Annotated in this window: 16 protein-coding genes; 4 read left to right on the top strand and 12 right to left on the bottom strand. The window is 33.5% G+C overall.

Annotation, left to right across the window (positions count from 1 at the left end; genetic code table 11):
* Window positions 1-62 precede the first annotated feature (62 nt).
* Together NLG42_RS24170 and NLG42_RS24165 are read left to right on the top strand one after the other, a co-directional pair.
* Window positions 63-974, top strand: a complete 912-nt coding sequence (locus NLG42_RS24170; protein WP_257682653.1) for an AEC family transporter — start codon at window positions 63-65, stop codon at window positions 972-974.
* 111 nt (window positions 975-1,085) lie between these two features.
* Window positions 1,086-1,724, top strand: coding sequence for a peroxiredoxin (locus NLG42_RS24165; RefSeq protein WP_089052906.1), 639 nt, complete (start codon window positions 1,086-1,088; stop codon window positions 1,722-1,724).
* 56 nt (window positions 1,725-1,780) lie between these two features.
* Here NLG42_RS24165 and NLG42_RS24160 read toward each other — a convergent pair whose 3' ends face one another.
* From NLG42_RS24160 to NLG42_RS24145, 4 genes are all read right to left on the bottom strand, one after another.
* Window positions 1,781-4,030 carry a cation:proton antiporter domain-containing protein gene (locus tag NLG42_RS24160; RefSeq protein WP_089056266.1) on the bottom strand — a complete coding sequence of 750 codons (2,250 nt, stop codon included), beginning with the start codon at window positions 4,028-4,030 and terminating at the stop codon, window positions 1,781-1,783.
* A gap of 233 nt (window positions 4,031-4,263) precedes the next feature.
* Window positions 4,264-5,610, bottom strand: a complete 1,347-nt coding sequence (gene purB / locus NLG42_RS24155; protein WP_257682652.1) for an adenylosuccinate lyase — start codon at window positions 5,608-5,610, stop codon at window positions 4,264-4,266.
* Window positions 5,611-5,905: 295 nt separating this feature from the next.
* The gene (locus NLG42_RS24150) at window positions 5,906-6,598 is read right to left on the bottom strand and encodes a sterol desaturase family protein (protein ID WP_257682651.1); all 693 of its coding nucleotides are present in this window, start codon (window positions 6,596-6,598) and stop codon (window positions 5,906-5,908) included.
* Complete coding sequence (locus tag NLG42_RS24145) at window positions 6,595-7,296, bottom strand: SIR2 family NAD-dependent protein deacylase (protein ID WP_257682650.1); 702 nt, start codon at window positions 7,294-7,296, stop codon at window positions 6,595-6,597. The genes NLG42_RS24150 and NLG42_RS24145 overlap by 4 nt, the downstream gene beginning before the upstream one ends.
* Window positions 7,297-7,398: 102 nt before the next feature.
* On the opposite strand from NLG42_RS24145, the gene NLG42_RS24140 reads away from it, so the two are divergent.
* Both NLG42_RS24140 and NLG42_RS24135 read left to right on the top strand, forming a co-directional pair.
* Window positions 7,399-7,779 (top strand): hypothetical protein, encoded by a 381-nt coding sequence (locus tag NLG42_RS24140; RefSeq protein ID WP_089056262.1) that lies wholly within the window; start codon window positions 7,399-7,401, stop codon window positions 7,777-7,779.
* Between the two features lie 56 nt (window positions 7,780-7,835).
* Window positions 7,836-8,498, top strand: a complete 663-nt coding sequence (locus tag NLG42_RS24135) for a TrmH family RNA methyltransferase (protein WP_257682649.1) — start codon at window positions 7,836-7,838, stop codon at window positions 8,496-8,498.
* A 110-nt stretch (window positions 8,499-8,608) separates the two neighbouring features.
* Here NLG42_RS24135 and NLG42_RS24130 read toward each other — a convergent pair whose 3' ends face one another.
* The 8 genes from NLG42_RS24130 to NLG42_RS24095 form a co-directional block, all read right to left on the bottom strand.
* A complete protein-coding gene (locus tag NLG42_RS24130; RefSeq protein WP_257682648.1) occupies window positions 8,609-9,568 on the bottom strand; it encodes a transporter in 960 nt (319 codons plus the stop codon).
* Window positions 9,569-9,750: 182 nt separating this feature from the next.
* Window positions 9,751-10,791 (bottom strand): cytochrome-c peroxidase, encoded by a 1,041-nt coding sequence (locus NLG42_RS24125; protein WP_257682647.1) that lies wholly within the window; start codon window positions 10,789-10,791, stop codon window positions 9,751-9,753.
* A gap of 171 nt (window positions 10,792-10,962) precedes the next feature.
* Window positions 10,963-11,766: an MbnP family protein gene (locus NLG42_RS24120; RefSeq protein ID WP_099719638.1), complete on the bottom strand. Its 804-nt coding sequence runs from the start codon at window positions 11,764-11,766 to the stop codon at window positions 10,963-10,965.
* 107 nt (window positions 11,767-11,873) lie between these two features.
* Window positions 11,874-12,326, bottom strand: coding sequence for a hypothetical protein (locus tag NLG42_RS24115; protein WP_257682646.1), 453 nt, complete (start codon window positions 12,324-12,326; stop codon window positions 11,874-11,876).
* 392 nt (window positions 12,327-12,718) lie between these two features.
* A complete protein-coding gene (secA, locus tag NLG42_RS24110; RefSeq protein ID WP_089056258.1) occupies window positions 12,719-16,063 on the bottom strand; it encodes a preprotein translocase subunit SecA in 3,345 nt (1,114 codons plus the stop codon).
* 87 nt (window positions 16,064-16,150) lie between these two features.
* The gene (locus NLG42_RS24105) at window positions 16,151-16,372 is read right to left on the bottom strand and encodes a DUF2795 domain-containing protein (protein ID WP_007138072.1); all 222 of its coding nucleotides are present in this window, start codon (window positions 16,370-16,372) and stop codon (window positions 16,151-16,153) included.
* Between the two features lie 172 nt (window positions 16,373-16,544).
* On the bottom strand, window positions 16,545-17,114 hold the full coding sequence (locus NLG42_RS24100) for a cob(I)yrinic acid a,c-diamide adenosyltransferase (protein ID WP_089052917.1): 570 nt from the start codon (window positions 17,112-17,114) through the stop codon (window positions 16,545-16,547).
* Window positions 17,115-17,194: 80 nt separating this feature from the next.
* Window positions 17,195-17,881 carry an ABC transporter ATP-binding protein gene (locus NLG42_RS24095; RefSeq protein ID WP_089056257.1) on the bottom strand — a complete coding sequence of 229 codons (687 nt, stop codon included), beginning with the start codon at window positions 17,879-17,881 and terminating at the stop codon, window positions 17,195-17,197.
* Window positions 17,882-18,018: the final 137 nt, after the last annotated feature.

Below are 18,018 nucleotides of genomic sequence, written 5' to 3'. Positions count from 1 at the left end.
TTGTGCTTAGCCCTTAGTAGTTACTAACTTATAAATACTTATTTTTGTGCTTAAGCCTTGATATGAACAACTTTATTATAATATTCTTCTTTTTATTTTTAGGATTGCTTTTGCAAAATGTAAAGCGATTTCCTACTCATATTTATAAAACAATCAATAAAATTGTCATTTATTTATGTCTTCCCGCGATTACTTTATATCATATTCCGAAAATAAAATGGAGCAGCGAATTGTTGTTTCCAATAGGAGCAGGGTGGATTAGTTTTTTTCTTGCTTTTATTTTTTTTCATTTTTTAGGACGACGATTAGGCTGGTCAAACAAACTAATCGGCTGTTTAGTTTTAACGGCAGGATTAAGTAATTCGTCATTTTTGGGTTATCCTATTATTGAAGCTTTGTTTGGCAAGAAAGGTTTAGAAACTGCTGTTTTGGTAGATCAACCTGGAACTTTTGTTGTAGTTTCTACACTTGGTGTTTTTGTTGCTGCTTTTTATTCTAAAGGGAATCCTGATTTTAAAAGCATTACAAAAAAGATAATTTTCTTTCCGCCTTTTATAACTTTCGTTGCAGCTTGTTTATTGAATGTTTGGAACTATGATTTAGATATAAATATTCAATCTTTATTATTAAAATTAGGAAGTTTAGTTACGCCTTTGGCTTTATTCTCGGTTGGATTACAACTGACTTTTGATCGAAAAAGCAAACATTGGAAATTCTTGCAGCTCGGACTTTTCTTTAGGCTTATAGTGACACCGCTCATTATCTTTATATTATATGTATTTGTTTTTAAGCAGCATTCTGAAGCTATAAAGATTACAATTATAGAAATTGCTATGGCGCCAATGATTACTGGTGCAATTTTGGCTTCTACTTATGGTTTAAAACCAAAATTGAGTAGTATGATGATTGGTTTTGGAATTCCAATTTCGTTTGTAACCCTTGCATTCTGGTACTTTGTGGTGAGTTTTATTTAGTTTAAAATGGTAATTATATAGAGAAGATAGAATTTTAACTTTTTTTTAATTCTTACATGTTTTCTAAATGTATTTTTTAGTTAATTTTAGAGGAACTAAAAAAGATAAATTATGTCAACATTAAGATTAGGCGATATAGCTCCAGATTTTCATGCAGAAACCACGCAGGGACCAATTAATTTTCATGAATGGTTAGGAGATTCTTGGGGAGTTTTATTTTCGCACCCAGCAGATTTTACTCCTGTTTGTACAACTGAATTGGGAACAGTAGCGAATTATGTTCCTGAGTTTACAAAAAGAAATACCAAGGTTATTGCTTTGAGTGTAGATGGCTTACAATCGCATTTAGATTGGATTAAAGACATCAACGAAACTCAGAATACTGAAGTTAATTTTCCAATTATTGCTGATGAGGATAAAAAAGTAGCGACTTTGTATGATATGCTTCATCCAAATGCAAGTGATAAATTTACGGTGAGATCTGTTTTTGTAATTGGCGCCGATAAAAAAATCAAGTTGACTTTGACTTATCCTGCATCTACTGGAAGAAATTTTGACGAATTACTTCGTGTTATTGATAGTTTGCAGTTAACAGCCAATTATAGCGTTGCTACACCGGCAAACTGGAAAGATGGAGAAGATGTGGTAATTGCACCAGCGATTCCGGATAGTGATATTCCTGCAAAGTTTCCTAAAGGACATACACCTATAAAACCTTATCTGCGTATGACACCGCAGCCAAATAAATAAAAAAAAGAAAGCCACAGAAATTAATCTGTGGCTTTCTTTTTTTATATAATTAGATTTTAAAATGCAACGTGTGTACTTTTTTGCATTAATTCGTTCATTCGTTTTTTATCGCCTACCACCCAGATAATATCGTTTTTTTCTAAAATGATATTAGATTCAGGATTTAAAATTCGATTACCATTACGTTCAATTCCTACAACAAGTCCGCCGGTTCTTCCTCTAAATTGACCGATACTTTTTTGAATAAAATCTTCGTTTGAAATCTCTAATTGGCGAAGTACAATATCAGATTCTTCGCTGTTGTTAGGAGCTTCAATTTCATTTTTTAAGTAAGTAGTAAACTGTGCAATTTGTTCATCAGTCCCAATAACACATATCTCATCTCCAGGAAACAATCGTTCATTTTTAGTTGGAATCGGGATTGTAATTTCTCCACGTCGAATAAAAGCGATGTTTATTCCCATATTTTCTCGAATTCGTAATTCTTCAAGTGTTTTACCTGCAAGGTTTGATTCTTTTCCAATATCAAAAATAGACATGTGACCGTCCCAAGGCATAAGATTAGCATATCTTCTGTCTATTTTTTTATTTTCACGATCGTTCAAGTTCTTTAAAAAGTGATTCTCAATTTTATGATATTGTTCGTTTAGTTTTTTAGGGAAAATTTGATACGCTCCAATTGCAATAATAAGTGCAACAAATGCTACTAATGGAGAGAAGAAAATATTCAATAAGAAACCTACGAAGAATAATCCAAGGCTCATTCTAATTAATATAAGCATTAAAAGTGCGCCTCGATATTTACGTTCTTCCCATAAAGTTTCAACTTCTTCAACTTTTACGCGACGCAGTGAAAGCGCCCATAAAAAAGGGGCAATGATTACTAGTGTAATAAGTGCAGCTAAGGTGTTGCCAAAACGAGTATCAGCAACCAGAGGAGCAACAAATTTTGATGATAGTAAAATTATTGCAACAATAATTATGGTGTGCAGTATGATTTGGGTTATAGATGCTCTTAATACGATTTGCCATGTGCTGACTGATTTTATCGCTTGTGCATTGACACTGTAACGGTTTATGTTTTTAACCCATTTTTTTGGCAGCTTTCGCTCAAGAAATTCAGAGAAAGGATCTGAATATTTAATTAAAAATGGAGTTGTAAAGGTTGTAACTGCTGATACAGCAACAATAATTGGATACAAGAAATCGCTGGTAACTTTTAATGTCATTCCCAAAGTGGCAATAATAAAAGAGAACTCACCAATTTGTGCTAAACTCATACCAGTTTGAACGGATTGTTTAAGCGGCTGTCCAGAAAGCAAGGCTCCGAATGAGGAACTAAATGCTTTTCCGAAAATGGTTATAAGTGTAATTAAGGCAACAGGGAGTGCATAAGTAATTAAGGTGTCTGGATTAATTAACATTCCGACTGATACAAAGAAAACAGCTCCAAATAGATCTTTTACGGGCTGAATTAAATGTTCAATTTTTTCTGCCATAGTAGTTTCGGCAATGATAGAACCCATAATAAATGCTCCTAATGCTGGTGAGAATCCAACTTTTGCAGCAAACACAACCATCATTAAACATAATGCCAATGAAATAATAAGAAGCATTTCATCTGTCAAAAGATGTTTGGCTTTTTTAAGAATCGTTGGTATAATAAAAATTCCTCCTAGGAACCAAATGATTAAAAAGAAAACCAGTTTTAGAACTGATTGTAATAATTCTGCGCCTGAAACCTGATCGCTGACAGCAATAGTCGATAATAAAACAAGCATTAAAATGGCAACTATATCTTCGACTATTAAGGCACCAAATACAATTCCGGCGAATTTTTTACCTTTTACTCCCAGTTCATCAAAGGCTCTAATAATAATCGTTGTTGATGAGATTGAGAGTGTCGCGCCAAGAAAAACGCTGTCCATTTTTCCCCATCCCATCCATTGTCCTACGCAATAGCCAATAATGGTCATGAATAAAATCTGGGTTATTGCGGTGATGGAGGAGGTGCCTCCAACTTTCATCAGCTTTTTAAAACTAAATTCGAGTCCTAAACTAAACAGCAAAAAGATAACCCCAATTTCGGCCCATACTTCAACACTTTTCATATCGGTTATTGAAGGGAAAAAATCAAAATGGTTTCCAGCTAAGAATCCTGCAATCAGGTATCCTAAAACTAGAGGTTGTTTCATTTTTTTAAATAATAAAACAGCGATTCCAGCAGTCATCAGGATTAATCCCAGATCACTGATTAAGGGTTGTAAATGGTGTGTACTTTCGGCAGCGGCGTTTAAGGCAATCATAAAGGGTATTTTTGTTTTAAGGAGCTTAGTCAGATTTTATATTTAAGCTGTTTACTCAAATAGCCCTTTTAAATTGGTTCCTGGTGCTTTCGTCAGCCATTTAACAGGAGTGAAAAAAAACGAAATTTTTTCGACAAAAGGATTTTTGTTTGAATCTGGATTAACTTCCTGTGTTAAAAAAAAAGCTATCTCGATAAAGATAGCTTTTTTTTAGAAAATATTTTAGGTTTTATTTAAATTCCTACGTAATTACTAGGCGTTATCTGCATTAATTCAGCTCGAACAGCATCAGAAACTTCTAAAGTTGCAATGAAATTGTGTATTGCATTTTTATCAATGGCTTCATTTGTTCTTGTTAACCCTTTTAATGCTTCGTATGGATTTGGATATGCTTCGCGACGTAAAATAGTTTGAATTGCTTCTGCAACTACAGCCCAGTTTTTCTCTAAGTCTTCAGCAAATTTACCTTCGTTTAATAATAATTTGTTTAAACCTTTTAGAGTAGCTTCAAAAGCAATAATCGTGTGTCCTATTGGAACTCCAACATTACGTAAAACGGTACTGTCAGTTAAATCGCGCTGTAATCTTGAAATAGGTAATTTAGCTGCTAAATGCTCAAAAATAGCGTTTGCAATTCCTAAGTTTCCTTCTGAGTTTTCAAAATCAATTGGATTTACTTTATGCGGCATTGCTGATGAACCAATTTCACCTGCTTTTATTTTTTGCTTAAAATATTCCATTGAAACATAAGTCCAAATGTCACGATCTAAGTCAATAATGATGTTGTTGATTCTTTTTAAACCATCAAAGAATGCTGCAAAATGATCGTAATGCTCAATTTGTGTTGTTGGAAAAGAATGGTGTAAACCTAGATCTGTTTCTACAAATTTATTTCCGAATTTTTTCCAGTCAATCTGTGGATATGCTACATGATGTGCATTGAAGTTTCCTGTTGCTCCACCAAATTTAGCAGCAAATGGAATATTAAATAACAAACGCATTTGCTCTTCTAAACGCTCTACAAAAACCAAAATTTCTTTTCCTAAACGTGTAGGTGAAGCTGGTTGTCCGTGCGTGCGTGCCAACATTGGAACGGCAGCCCATTCTACACTTAACTCTTTTAGTTTAGAAATTAAACTAATTAGAGACGGCATGTAAACTTGCTCGAATGCTTCTTTTGTAGAAAGCGGAATTGCAGTGTTGTTAATATCTTGTGATGTCAGTCCGAAGTGAATAAACTCTTTGTATTTAGACAAACCTAATTTTTCAAATGCATCTTTAATAAAGTATTCAACCGCTTTTACATCGTGATTGGTTACTTTCTCAGTTTCTTTAATCCAAAGCGCATCTTCAGTAGAGAATTTTTTGTAAATATCTCTTAAGTTGTCAAATAAACTAGAGTCTATGTCTGAAAGCTGAGGTAAAGGCACTTCGCATAAGGCAATGAAATATTCAATTTCAACCAATACGCGATATTTTATCAAAGCTTCTTCTGAGAAAAAAGGTGCTAAATTTTGAGTTTTATTTCTATATCTTCCATCAATTGGCGATATAGCATTCAGTTCGTTTAAAGTAGTCATTGTTATGTTGTTTTTCGAAAGGTGCAAATATAAGCTATTGTTAAAACTTCTGAAAATTACCGAAGCGTTATTATATAGGAACTTTCAAATTAAATAATTAATCCATTGGGTATAATTGCAAAAAAGAATAGTTTAACACATAGAAACATAGAATTTATAACCAAAAAAAAGGAAATAAAAAGCAACATGTTTCTTTCACATAAGGCAGTTATGTGTGTTTTAAAAAAGTGAAACGCCTAATTTTTGACCGCAAAACCTATGTTTCTAAGTGTTAAAAGTAATTATACGTACCGTGTTAAATATTAGTTTTGAAAATTTTATCCCAAATGGTAAAGTAAAAACCAAAATTATGAGCTTCATTTTTATGATGATCAGCGTGAAATTTTGTTGTAGAAATCCATTTTGTGATTAAGCTTTTGTGCCAAAATGCAGGAAATAGATCTTTTTCTAAATGACCAAATATTCCATACATCAAATTTAAGAACAGATAAACTATCATACTGATGTAATTAAATTGAAAAATAGAAATGAGAATAAGCCATATAAAACCAAATCCGAGAGTTTCTATAGGATGAAGCACAAATAAACTATAAACATTGGTCTTTATGTGTGTATGATGCAATTTGTGAATTGGATAAAACCATTTTAGAGTATGTGCTAGATAATGAAAGCAAAACATAAAAAAGTCCATCAAAATAATGAGCACAAGAGTATCGATTACAGCGGAAGTTAAAGAGGGCGAAAAATCAATTCGAATTATTTGCAATTGATACAGTTTAAACCCTAAAGCAGTAATTAATATATTGCAAATCAAACTCGAAATAACCCATTTTCGATCTTTTATACTTAAAACAGTATTTTTGGGTTCGATTACTTTTCCAATTAAAATAGCCATCAACAACAAAATACCGTTTTCTAGTGTAAAAATTAGTAATTGTGTCCAGAAACCTATTTGCGATAGTTGCTGTAAAAGATTTTCTACAATCATGATATTTTTTCCAATTCGAATAATTTCTTTCTCATTTCTGCAACTCCTTCAGTCGCAGTTTTAGCGATAACTTCAACTTTGTTCTGAATATTAGGAATCGAAATTGGTTTAGGATCTATATAGAAAACCGGAGTAATGCTGTACGTATATGAAATTAATCCAGCCGCAGGATACACTTGAAGAGAAGTTCCAATTACGGCCAAATAATCAGCTTGTTCGACAATCGAAATGGCTTCTTCAAGCGCAGGAACTTCTTCACCAAACCAAACAATATGCGGTCTCAACTGATGACCGTTTTTATCAAGATCACCAGTAAGTAAATCATTAGTCCAGTCTAGAATTAATTCGCGATTTTTTGTGCTTCTTACTTTTAATAATTCTCCATGTAAATGCAAAACTTTTGAGCTTCCAGCGCGTTCATGCAAATCATCTACATTTTGAGTAACAATATAAACATCAAAATCTTTTTCTAATTCAGCTAAAATCTGATGACCTAAATTCGGATTCACTTCCTTAAGCTGTTGGCGCCTTTTGTTGTAAAAATCCAATACTAAATCTTGGTTTTTGTGCCAGCCTTCGGGAGTTGCAACTTCCATAACGTCGTGGCCTTCCCATAAACCATCGCTGTCTCGAAAGGTTTTAATACCGCTTTCGGCACTTATTCCAGCACCAGTTAATACTACAAGTTTCTTTTTCATATCATTAATTATTTTCGATCTATTTTTTCGCAAAATAGAATTTATCTTTTGGTTTGATTATAAAAATAGTTTTTTCTTACTTTTATACTTTATTTTTATCAGATGAAAAGACTATTTTTAATTGGATTTTTTTTAGTGAGCATTTCTTTTTTTGGACAATCAGTTTCTAAAAATAAAAATTTATTTAGTGAAAATGATGATTTAATGGCATTTTCATTCTTAAAAGAAACTCCATTAGCGGTCCAATTTCAGAAGTATTATAATTCTTCTGCTCCATTTTCAATTTATAATCCGAAACCTGGATTTACTCCAACAAAAATTGAAGCAGGAAAATATTACTCTTTGGTAAATACAAGGTTATTACTGAAAAAAGAAATGAGTAATATAAAACCAGAGCCTATTTTTCCTGACGAAAAGGATAATAAAACATTTGGTGAAGCTGTTTTTTATCAAGTTTTAGACGGCATTTTTAGTAAAAAATAGAATAAAACTAATTCGACTATTCTTTAAAATGTATTTTTGCAGCAAATAAAATTATAATGGTTGATTTAGATTACCTCGCTTTTCTTGAAAATATATTAACGGATAATCGTAAAGAAAGATTTCTAAACGTACTTGGAAATCGTACTAAACATTTTACTATTGCTGTCGAAGATGTTTTTCAAATGCATAACACAAGTGCTGTAATGCGCAGTTGTGAAGTTTTTGGAATTCAGGAACTAAATGTTATTGAACAGCGATATGGAAAAAAAATCGACAAGGAAATTGCGATGGGCGCTCAAAAATGGGTAGATATTAATCAGTTTGATTCTGTCGGTAATTGTATTTCGACTTTAAAAAATCAAGGTTATCAAATCATTGCAACTACTCCGCATGAAAATGATTGCTTGCTTGAGGATTTTGATATTACAAAACCAAGTGCTTTATTTTTTGGGACAGAACGAGATGGATTATCTGAAGAAATATTAGAGAAAGCCGATGGTTTCCTTAAAATCCCGATGGTTGGTTTTACCGAGAGTTTGAATATTTCTGTTTCGGCTGCAATCATTATTCAAAACTTGACTAACAGATTAAGAAATTCAGATATCAACTGGCAATTGTCTGAAGAAGAGATTTTAGAAAAACGTCTTTCATGGGCAAAAAACTCTATCAAAGATATTAAGAGAATTGAGGCACGTTATTACGAAGAGAATCCAAGATAAAAGTTTGCCACGAATTACACGAATTTTCACTAATTAAAATGTTATAAAAATTTGTGTAATTCGTAGCTAAAAACCTTTGCGGCTTTGTGTTTTTGCAGCTTTGAGCCTTTTTACAAAGTATAATTCAAATTAATACTCCAGCGATAATTAGCCTCCATATTACCATTCGATAAATTTTGATTAATCGGTAACATGGCATTTACGCCAATCGAAAATTTATCTTTTCCGGCTTCAATGCCAAATTTTCCAAACAAAATATCTCCTGCCGTATTTGGTAAATCAAGTCCGTGTTGTTTATTAGTTTGGTAAACTTCGCCTGCAAGTCCTGCCTGCGGAACAATTTGAAATTTATTTGCATCAAACAAATAGAAAAAAGTACCAGCATAATTAAACTGGTCGCCGTATTGATAATTTTTACTGTTTTCAGTTTTAAAAATATAATTCAAAGTAGTGTTCAGACCTAGATTTTTATGTTTGATAACATATTCTGAAACCAAAGGAAAATCCCAGCTTCCTGTTCCTAATTGAAAACTCTGATTTATCGTTCCTAAATTATTAATCTCTTTAAATTGTCCAGTCGGAATCTTAACTCCACCACCAAGATTTAGTTTATGAGTAAAAACCGTACTGTCTTTTTGAGTTTCATAAACGGTGTAAAGTCCCATAACAGTCATGTCGCCTAAACCTTCAATACTTTGCGTTCCGGCAGTTAATGCTCGTTCGTGAAAATGATAGGGAATTAAAGCGGAAACCTGAATTTTCTCTGAAATCGGAATCCTTGCCCAGGCTTGAACAGTATTGAAATTTTCGTCTATCCAAGGCGAATTGGCAAAAATACCGTCACGGCTTGTATAGCTTTGTTTAAAATATCGAAGTCCAACAAAATTGTTATTCAACATTGAGCTAAAACCCATACTTCCTCCGCTTGCAGAACAACCGCAGGCATCACAGTCAAAATCTTCCATAAGTGCCAAACGCTGAAAGGTGAATGTCGAAATACTGTCTTTTACAGTAGAACTAAAGGCTGAAAATCCAACCAAGAAAGTGCAAACTATTATTAATTTTTTCATTTTTATTGTTTTTAGGAGCTTATCCCGCTTTTCGTTTCAAGCTTTTTTCAAAATCTCATTTTTCTAAAAGTTTATAAAGCTTCCGTTGGTCGCTTCATAAACTCAAGAAAAATTTGATCTTTTTTCAAAAAGGCTTTCCACTGCAATCGGGGCTAGGGCGCCTGTTTTTATGGAAATATTTTTTAATATTCTGAGAAACGTTTATCTGTTAAATATTGATTGTCAGTTAACGTTTTCAGAAAAGCTATTATTTGTGTTTTTTCAGTTGCAGAAAGTGCAATTCCAAATTTTCCGTTTTGTTTTAAAATTGGATCTAAAGTTGGAGAATCTTCAATTCCGCTCGCATAATGATCCAAAACGCCTTCAAGAGTTCCAAATCGCCCATCATGCATATAAGGAGCAGAAACTTCTACATTTCGTAAACTCGGTACTTTAAATTTGTAATAATCATTTGTCAGTTCTGTTACTCTATAACGTCCAACATCATTAACGGCAGGATTTACAGCTAAGCCATTGTTTCGAAATGAATTGTCAGTCTGTAAATCTGTTGCATGACATGAAGCACATTTTGATTTGAATAAGTCGTAACCTGCCAATTCATTAGAAGTCAAAGTTCCGCCAGATTCATTTCGTCTGTATTTGTCAAATTTTGAATTTGATGAAACCACCATAACCATAAATTGCGAAAGGGCTTTCAACATATTTTCGGTTGTAATGGCACCATCATCAAAAGCCTGCCCAAATAGTTTTTGATATTCTTTATCGGCTTTCATCATTTTTAGAATCGCATTCAAATCACCATTCATTTCGATCACACTTTTAAGCGGAATCAACGGCTGTAAATCTAGATGATCAGCTGCACCATCATACATAAAAGTAGTTTGGAAACCTAGATTTTGAATTGAAGGTGTGTTTCGTGTTCCTTGAGCATTGTCTACACCATGACTTACAGTATGTCCGTGATGCGTAAAGGCATTTGCTTGTATGTGACAAAAACCGCAGGAAACTACTCCGTCAGATGCTAAACGACCATCATAAAATAATTTTTTTCCTAGTTCAAATCCTTTTTCTGTTGGTGGATTTAAAGCAATATTATAAGCAAGATCTGGAAAGTTTGATGGAACTTTAAATTCTAGCGGTACATTTATATATTCGTCATCTTGATCTGAACAGCTCGATAGTAATGGAATAATCAGATAAAGAAAATATTTTATTTTCAACATGATTTTTGGGTTTTAAGAAGCACAAAAGATGTTTTTTAGCCCTGACAGAAGTGATATCCTTTTACGGCGGTCCCGTCCCGAAGCTTCGGGATCGGGATGCCGTGAAAGATTTAACGGATGGCGGGACGAGTGGTCTGTTAAACCCTAACTTTTGTGCTCCTGAAAATAAGTTTAGTCGTTATGTACGTGATCTACTCGAAACATTGCAGAGATGTTTTGAGTAATTAATGGCAAATTAGCACCGCCCATAATCATCGCGCCCATTCCGCCCATGTTGTTGTCAGAAAGTTTGATTTTGTTTTTCCCGTCGATAATTTTCGAAAGATCTGTAATAATGTGTACGGCAGGAGTAATGTTCGTACGAACTAAAGCTTTTGTTGGAAGATCCAGAGTCACTTCAGTATAGTTATAATCTGTTCCCGTTTTTCCGGTGTGAATCATAAACGGAGTGGCAGTTGTAACTGTTGGTGAAGTAAATGTGCCTTCAAGCGCTAAAAATTTATATCCAGCAGCCCAAGACCACATCATTCCCGCAGCATCAGCTTTTGCTAAGAAATCACCTTGTCCAGCAGCGCCTAATTTCCATTGTTCTTCATCAACTCCAATTCCGAATTTTACTTTTGTATAGTCTCCAGCAGGAATATCAGCAAGTTGAAATTGCTGTCCGGCAGCAGTAGATTCATCTGCAATAAAGTAGCTTTTGCTTTTTGGGTATGTAAAAGTGGTTCCATCAGCTTTTGTAAAAACAACATTGCTGACAATATATTTTACAAGACTGATTTTTAATACTTCATTGTTAGAAGTTGTGTTTCCTTGTGTGTTTAAAATTAGATCGTTTGCTCCAAATGCATTGTCAAATTTTAAAGTGATTTTTCCGTTTCCAGTAATCGTTTCGTTGTTATCGTCGCTTGAACAAGAAAATAAAGATATAGATAGTGTTACAATAGCTAAAGCTCTGTATAAAGTATTTTTCATTTTATGAGTTTTATATAATTAAAATTTGAGATGTGCGTAAGCACGTTTCATTGCTTTTGGGCAATAAAAATGATTTCAATTGTAGAATTGAAAGTAGATTTAAAAAATTATATAAAATAGGATGGCGGACGAAACGAAGTGTTCGAAACCGAAACAGGTTTTTTGTCTAAAACAGAAAAGTTTTGTGTTTTAGTTTTAATAGGCACAATTAAGTTGTAAGGTGCTGTAATTGTATTTTGAATATAAACAATCTCTGATTTTTCTTTAAGATTGTTTTCCATTTTTTTCTCGTTATCGGCGTATTTTTTCAAACTTTTTTGAAGCTCGCATCGACCGTTACAGGTATTGAAAACTTGTTTACGCTGTACACAAATGGTTTTTACAATTTCTTCCTGATTTAGTTTGAAATTAGTATAAACAAAGAAATTGCCAAAAGATGGCAGTAAAAGTATACCGGAAAGTAATATGATGAAGATATTCTTCAAGGTTTGATTTCGTTGTTTCGAATGCAAAAATACATTTAATTCGTTTTGGAAAGAACTTATTTTAAATTTTTTCAAAAAAAATATTCAAGCGATGCCTTTTTATTTTAAAAACATATAAGTGATATAAGAACATTTTTGATTAAGGATAATTTAGATTTTTGTCCATAATTTATTAGCAGATCTTATTAGAAAATACAGCCAGTGGTTTCAATCTCTGGGGCATAACGCATATCAAAATTCATGTTACAATGCACACAACGCTTATCCCAAACGCTTCCACGGTTGAAACCGCGGGCTATATCCGAAATAAGATTAAATTAATTGTTCTTGATCTTTTTTTCTTATTCAGATTGTCTAATCCCTAACTTTTGAAGCTGATTCTGCAAACAGCTGAAGATTCTTTTAAATGATAAACCCGACAAGTTTTTTAAAACTTGTCGGGTTTAATATGTAATTTGAAATAAAAATTATTCTTTAACAATAACCCAAGCTCCTGAAGCTAAAAGAGTTTCTGCTTTTTTATATTTCATTGTTTCTGTTTTACCAGTTGCAACTTCTTGAATAGTTACATTGTCATTACGATTGATTTTTGGCATCTCTCTAACAATGGTTTCTGTAACCTGACGTTGTTGTGTTTCTCCAGCTTCGCGATTAATTTCTTCGCTGTTTACAATTTCGTCTTTACTTAATTGTAAATTTTCTTTTTGACGTACTTCGCTTGCTTCGTGAATTTCAGGAACGTTTTGCGCAGGTAAATCTCCTTTAAATAAGAATGAAATAACTTCTTTGTTAACGTTGTCCAACATTCCTCTAAACAAGTTGAAAGCTTCTAATTTGTAGATAAGCAATGGATCTTTTTGTTCGTGAACAGCCAATTGAACAGATTGTTTCAATTCGTCCATTTTACGTAAGTGTTTTTTCCAAGCTTCATCAACAATCGAAAGTGTGATGTTTTTCTCAAAATCAGCAATTAACTGAGCTCCTTGGCTATCGTATGCTTTCTTTAAGTCTGTAACAACATTAAGCGTTTTGATTCCGTCAGTAAATGGAACTACGATTCTTTCAAAATGGTTGTTTGGTTCTTCGTAAACTCCTTTAATAATTGGGAAAGCTTCTCTTGCGCTTCTTTCTGTTTTTTCAGTATAGAAAGCAAGTGCTTCTTTGTATACTTTTCCTGTAATTTCAATATCTGATAATTTTGTAAAATCAGCTTCTGAGATCGGAGAAGTAATTCCGAAGTAACGGATTAAATCAAAATCGAAATTTTTGAAATCGTTTGTTACTTTATTATTACTTACAATTAGTTCGCACGTATCGTAAAGCATATTTGCAATATCCAGTTTTAAACGCTCACCAAACAATGCGTGACGACGACGTTTGTAAACTACTTCACGTTGTGAGTTCATTACGTCATCATATTCTAATAAACGTTTACGAACACCAAAGTTGTTTTCTTCTACTTTTTTCTGAGCACGCTCAATAGATTTAGTCATCATCGAATGTTGGATAACTTCACCTTCTTGAAGTCCCATTCTGTCCATAACTTTAGCGACTCTTTCAGAACCAAATAAACGCATTAAGTTATCTTCTAGAGAAACATAAAATTGAGAACTTCCTGGATCTCCTTGACGACCAGCACGACCACGTAACTGTCTGTCTACACGACGAGAATCATGACGCTCTGTACCAACGATTGCTAAACCTCCTGCAGCTTTTACTTCTGGAGATAATTTAATATCGGTACCACGACCAGCCATGTTTGTCGCAATGGTTACAACGCCGGCTTTACCAGCTTCTTCAACGATTTGTGCTTCTTGCTTGTGCATTTTAGCATTCAAAACGTTGTGTGTAACGCCTCTCATTTTCAACATTCGACTTAATAATTCAGAGATCTCTACAGAAGTTGTTCCAATCAAAACTGGTCTTCCAGCGTTTGATAATTCAGTAACGTCTTCGATAACAGCGTTGAATTTCTCTCTTGTTGTTTTGTAGATATAATCTTCTTTGTCAATTCTAGCAATTGGACGGTTGGTTGGAATTTCAACAACATCCAATTTGTAAATCTGCCATAACTCTCCAGCTTCTGTTACTGCTGTACCTGTCATACCACCCAATTTGCTGTACATTCTGAAATAATTCTGTAATGTAACGGTTGCAAAAGTTTGAGTTGCAGCTTCAATTTTCACATTTTCTTTAGCTTCAATCGCTTGGTGTAATCCATCGGAATAACGACGACCATCCATAATACGACCTGTTTGCTCATCGACAATCATAATTTTGTTGTCCATGATCACATATTCTACATCTTTTTCGAATAAAGCATATGCTTTTAAAAGTTGTGTAAGGGTATGGATACGCTCGCTTTTTACTCCGAAATCTTGAAATAATCTTTCTTTAGCTTCAGCTTCAGCGTCTTTATCTAATTTTTGTTTTTCGATAGCAGCGATTTCTGTACCAATGTCTGGTAAAACGAAGAAATCTGCATCAGTATCTCCAGAAAGGTATTTAATACCGTTATCTGTCAATTCTACCTGATTATTTTTTTCTTCAATCACAAAGTATAAAGCCTCATCCACTTTATGCATTTCGCGATTGTTATCTTGCATATATTGATTTTCAGTTTTTTGAAGTAATTGTTTGATTCCTTCTTCACTCAAAAATTTAATTAATGCTTTATTTTTAGGTAAACTTCTGTAAGCTCTTAATAATAAGAATCCGCCTTCTTTAGTATTTCCTTCTTTGATTAATTTTTTAGCTTCTGCCAAGAAACCATTTGCTAATTGACGTTGTTGTGCAACTAGGTTTTCGATTTTTGGTTTCAACTCGTTAAATTCATGACGATCTCCCTGAGGAACTGGTCCTGAAATAATAAGCGGTGTTCTTGCATCATCAATTAATACAGAATCGACCTCGTCGACAATAGCATAATTGTGTTTTCTTTGAACTAAGTCGCTAGGCGAATGAGCCATGTTATCTCTTAAGTAGTCAAAACCAAATTCATTATTAGTTCCGTAAGTGATATCGGCATCGTATGCTTTTTTTCTTTGCTCAGTACTTGGCTGGTGATTATCGATACAGTCAACAGTTAAACCGTGAAATTCGAATAAAGGCGCTTTCCATGTGCTGTCACGTTTTGCTAAGTAGTCATTCACTGTTACTAAGTGAACTCCGTTTCCTGTCAAAGCGTTTAAGTATAAAGGAAGTGTAGCTACCAAAGTTTTACCTTCACCAGTTTGCATTTCGGCAACTTTACCTTCGTGCAGAACCATTCCTCCAATTAACTGAACATCATAATGAATCATGTCCCAAGTAATTTCTTTACCTGCAGCATTCCATTTGTTAGCCCAAGTAGCTTTGTCACCTTCAATAGTAACATAAGTTTTTGAAGCCGAAAATTCTCTGTCTTTTGGAGTAGCAGTAACTTCAATAAATGAGTTGTCTTTAAAACGACGTGCTGTTTCCTTAACTACAGAAAATGCTTCTGGAAGAATTTCTAATAAAGTTTTTTCAGAAATTTCATAAGCTTCTTTTTCAAGACTGTCTATTGCATCATAAAGATCTTCTCTTTTGTCGATGTCTTCGATGTTTTCAACTTCAGCTTTAAGCGAAGCAATTTTAGCATCTTTATCTGCTCTGGCTTCTTTAATTCTATCTTTAAAATATACAGTTCTAGCTCTTAGGTCATCGTGAGATAAAGCCATTAAGCTGGTTTCGAATGTTTTAATTTTGTTTAAATAAGGTTGTAAAGCTTTGACATCTTTTTGAGATTTATCACCTACAAAGACCTTGATGATGCTGTTTATGAAACTCATAATTTATTAGTATTTCTTTATTATATGTTGTGTATTTGAACCAAAAAAAAAGCCTCGGTGATGAGACTTTTTCCTTTGGTTTATTTTTTAATATTCATCCTCATTCCAAAGATAATCTTCGTCTGTTGGATAATCAGGCCAAATTTCTTCCATTGATTCATATATCTCGCCTTCGTCTTCGATTGATTGAAGGTTTTCAACTACTTCTAATGGAGCACCAGCTCTAATAGCGTAGTCAATAAGTTCGTCTTTGTTAGCAGGCCATGGCGCATCACTTAAATAAGATGCTAATTCTAATGTCCAATACATCTGTTATCTGTTTAGTTTGTGCAAAAATAAATTTTTTACTGAAAAAGACAAGTAAATTTTGATTTATTTTAATAAAATTTAAGAACGTCTTCTAAATTGCAGATTTTAGATTGTTGATTTTAGATTGATACATTGAAAAAAATCTAAAAACAGAGCTCTAAAATCTAAAATTTTACTTGCGAGGTATCCATTTCACTTCCTCCGCTTTTAAGTCTGAGGACAACTTTCGTGCCAAGACAAAAAGGTAGTCAGAAAGTCGGTTTAAGTACTTGATTGCTACTTCAGGAACGTGTTCATTATGGCTTAAATGCACTGCCAAACGTTCTGCTCGGCGGCAAATGCAGCGTGCTATATGACAATGTGACACGGTGGGATGACCGCCCGGTAAAACAAAATGAGTCATTGGCGGTAAACTTTCCTCCATTTTGTCAATTTCGTTTTCAAGTAATTCAATATCAGAATCAATAATACCTAAGTTTTTTAAACGAAGCTCGCCGTTTTTTAAAACCTCTTTTTCTTGTGGAGTTGCTAATATTGCTCCAACAGTAAATAATCGATCTTGAATTTCTATTAGAATAGTTTTATAATGAGAATCCATCTCTTGATCGCGAATTAATCCAATGTAAGAATTTAATTCATCAACAGTTCCGTAACTGTCAATCCTGATATGATCTTTAGGAACTCGTGTGCCTCCAAAAAGAGCCGTGGTTCCTTTGTCGCCTGTTTTTGTATATACTTTCATTTTTTTTAAATATGCTGAGTTTTTCCTTTTGCAGTTAAATAATTAACCAAATAAACGGTTAAACTATTTGAATTATAAAATTATTTCGTCGTATCACTTTCAATTAATCCGTCTCTTAAACGAATAACTCGATGTGCATAAGCAGCAATATCTTCTTCGTGAGTTACCAGAATTACTGTATTTCCTTGTGCATGAATATCGCCAAAAAGCTTCATAATTTCTACCGAAGTTTTACTGTCTAAGTTTCCTGTTGGCTCATCGGCCAAAATAATAGAAGGTTTGTTAACCAAAGCTCGAGCAATAGCAACACGCTGACGCTGACCTCCAGAAAGCTGATTTGGCTGGTGATCCATTCTATCTGCCAGATTAACCTGCGTTAATACTTCGACTGCTCTCGCATTTCGTTCTGATTTTGAATGTCCGGCATAAATCATTGGTAATGCAACATTGTCTAACGCCGTTGTTCTTGGTAAAAGATTAAAGGTTTGAAAAACAAAACCAATTTCTTTGTTTCTAATTCCTGCCAATTCATCATCCTTCATCTGGCTGACATCTTTTCCGTTTAAAATGTATCGTCCAGAAGTTGGCGTATCTAAACAACCTAATAAATTCATTAAAGTTGATTTTCCAGATCCCGAAGGCCCCATTAATGCAACATATTCTCCTTTGTTGATTTCTAAATTAATTCCTTTTAAAACATATACAATTTCATTACCTAGAACAAAATTTCGTTTTATGTCGGTTATTTTAATTAATGGATTTGCCATTTCGTTTTACAATTTTTGGATTTAAAAGTACAAAACACTTTTCAATAAACGATAAGTAGTTTTAAATTGAATTATGTTACAAATTGTAGTTTTTTATATTGATTTAAGTTTTTGTGCTTGTTTGCATAATATAAAAT

This window comes from Flavobacterium plurextorum, assembly GCF_024638035.1.
In the GTDB taxonomy this organism is placed as follows: Bacteria; Bacteroidota; Bacteroidia; order Flavobacteriales; family Flavobacteriaceae; genus Flavobacterium; species Flavobacterium plurextorum.
Note: the sequence above shows the minus strand (reverse complement) of the source record. Positions and strands in the feature narration are given on the sequence as shown.

Coding starts and splice junctions, on each gene's coding strand:
- NLG42_RS24170 (WP_257682653.1), top strand. CDS start 63: ATGAACAACTTTATTATAATATTCTTCTTTTTATTTTTAGGATTGCTT.
- NLG42_RS24165 (WP_089052906.1), top strand. CDS start 1,086: ATGTCAACATTAAGATTAGGCGATATAGCTCCAGATTTTCATGCAGAA.
- NLG42_RS24160 (WP_089056266.1), bottom strand. CDS start 4,030: ATGATTGCCTTAAACGCCGCTGCCGAAAGTACACACCATTTACAACCC.
- purB (WP_257682652.1), bottom strand. CDS start 5,610: ATGACTACTTTAAACGAACTGAATGCTATATCGCCAATTGATGGAAGA.
- NLG42_RS24150 (WP_257682651.1), bottom strand. CDS start 6,598: ATGATTGTAGAAAATCTTTTACAGCAACTATCGCAAATAGGTTTCTGG.
- NLG42_RS24145 (WP_257682650.1), bottom strand. CDS start 7,296: ATGAAAAAGAAACTTGTAGTATTAACTGGTGCTGGAATAAGTGCCGAA.
- NLG42_RS24140 (WP_089056262.1), top strand. CDS start 7,399: ATGAAAAGACTATTTTTAATTGGATTTTTTTTAGTGAGCATTTCTTTT.
- NLG42_RS24135 (WP_257682649.1), top strand. CDS start 7,836: ATGGTTGATTTAGATTACCTCGCTTTTCTTGAAAATATATTAACGGAT.
- NLG42_RS24130 (WP_257682648.1), bottom strand. CDS start 9,568: ATGAAAAAATTAATAATAGTTTGCACTTTCTTGGTTGGATTTTCAGCC.
- NLG42_RS24125 (WP_257682647.1), bottom strand. CDS start 10,791: ATGTTGAAAATAAAATATTTTCTTTATCTGATTATTCCATTACTATCG.
- NLG42_RS24120 (WP_099719638.1), bottom strand. CDS start 11,766: ATGAAAAATACTTTATACAGAGCTTTAGCTATTGTAACACTATCTATA.
- secA (WP_089056258.1), bottom strand. CDS start 16,063: ATGAGTTTCATAAACAGCATCATCAAGGTCTTTGTAGGTGATAAATCT.
- NLG42_RS24105 (WP_007138072.1), bottom strand. CDS start 16,372: ATGTATTGGACATTAGAATTAGCATCTTATTTAAGTGATGCGCCATGG.
- NLG42_RS24100 (WP_089052917.1), bottom strand. CDS start 17,114: ATGAAAGTATATACAAAAACAGGCGACAAAGGAACCACGGCTCTTTTT.
- NLG42_RS24095 (WP_089056257.1), bottom strand. CDS start 17,881: ATGGCAAATCCATTAATTAAAATAACCGACATAAAACGAAATTTTGTT.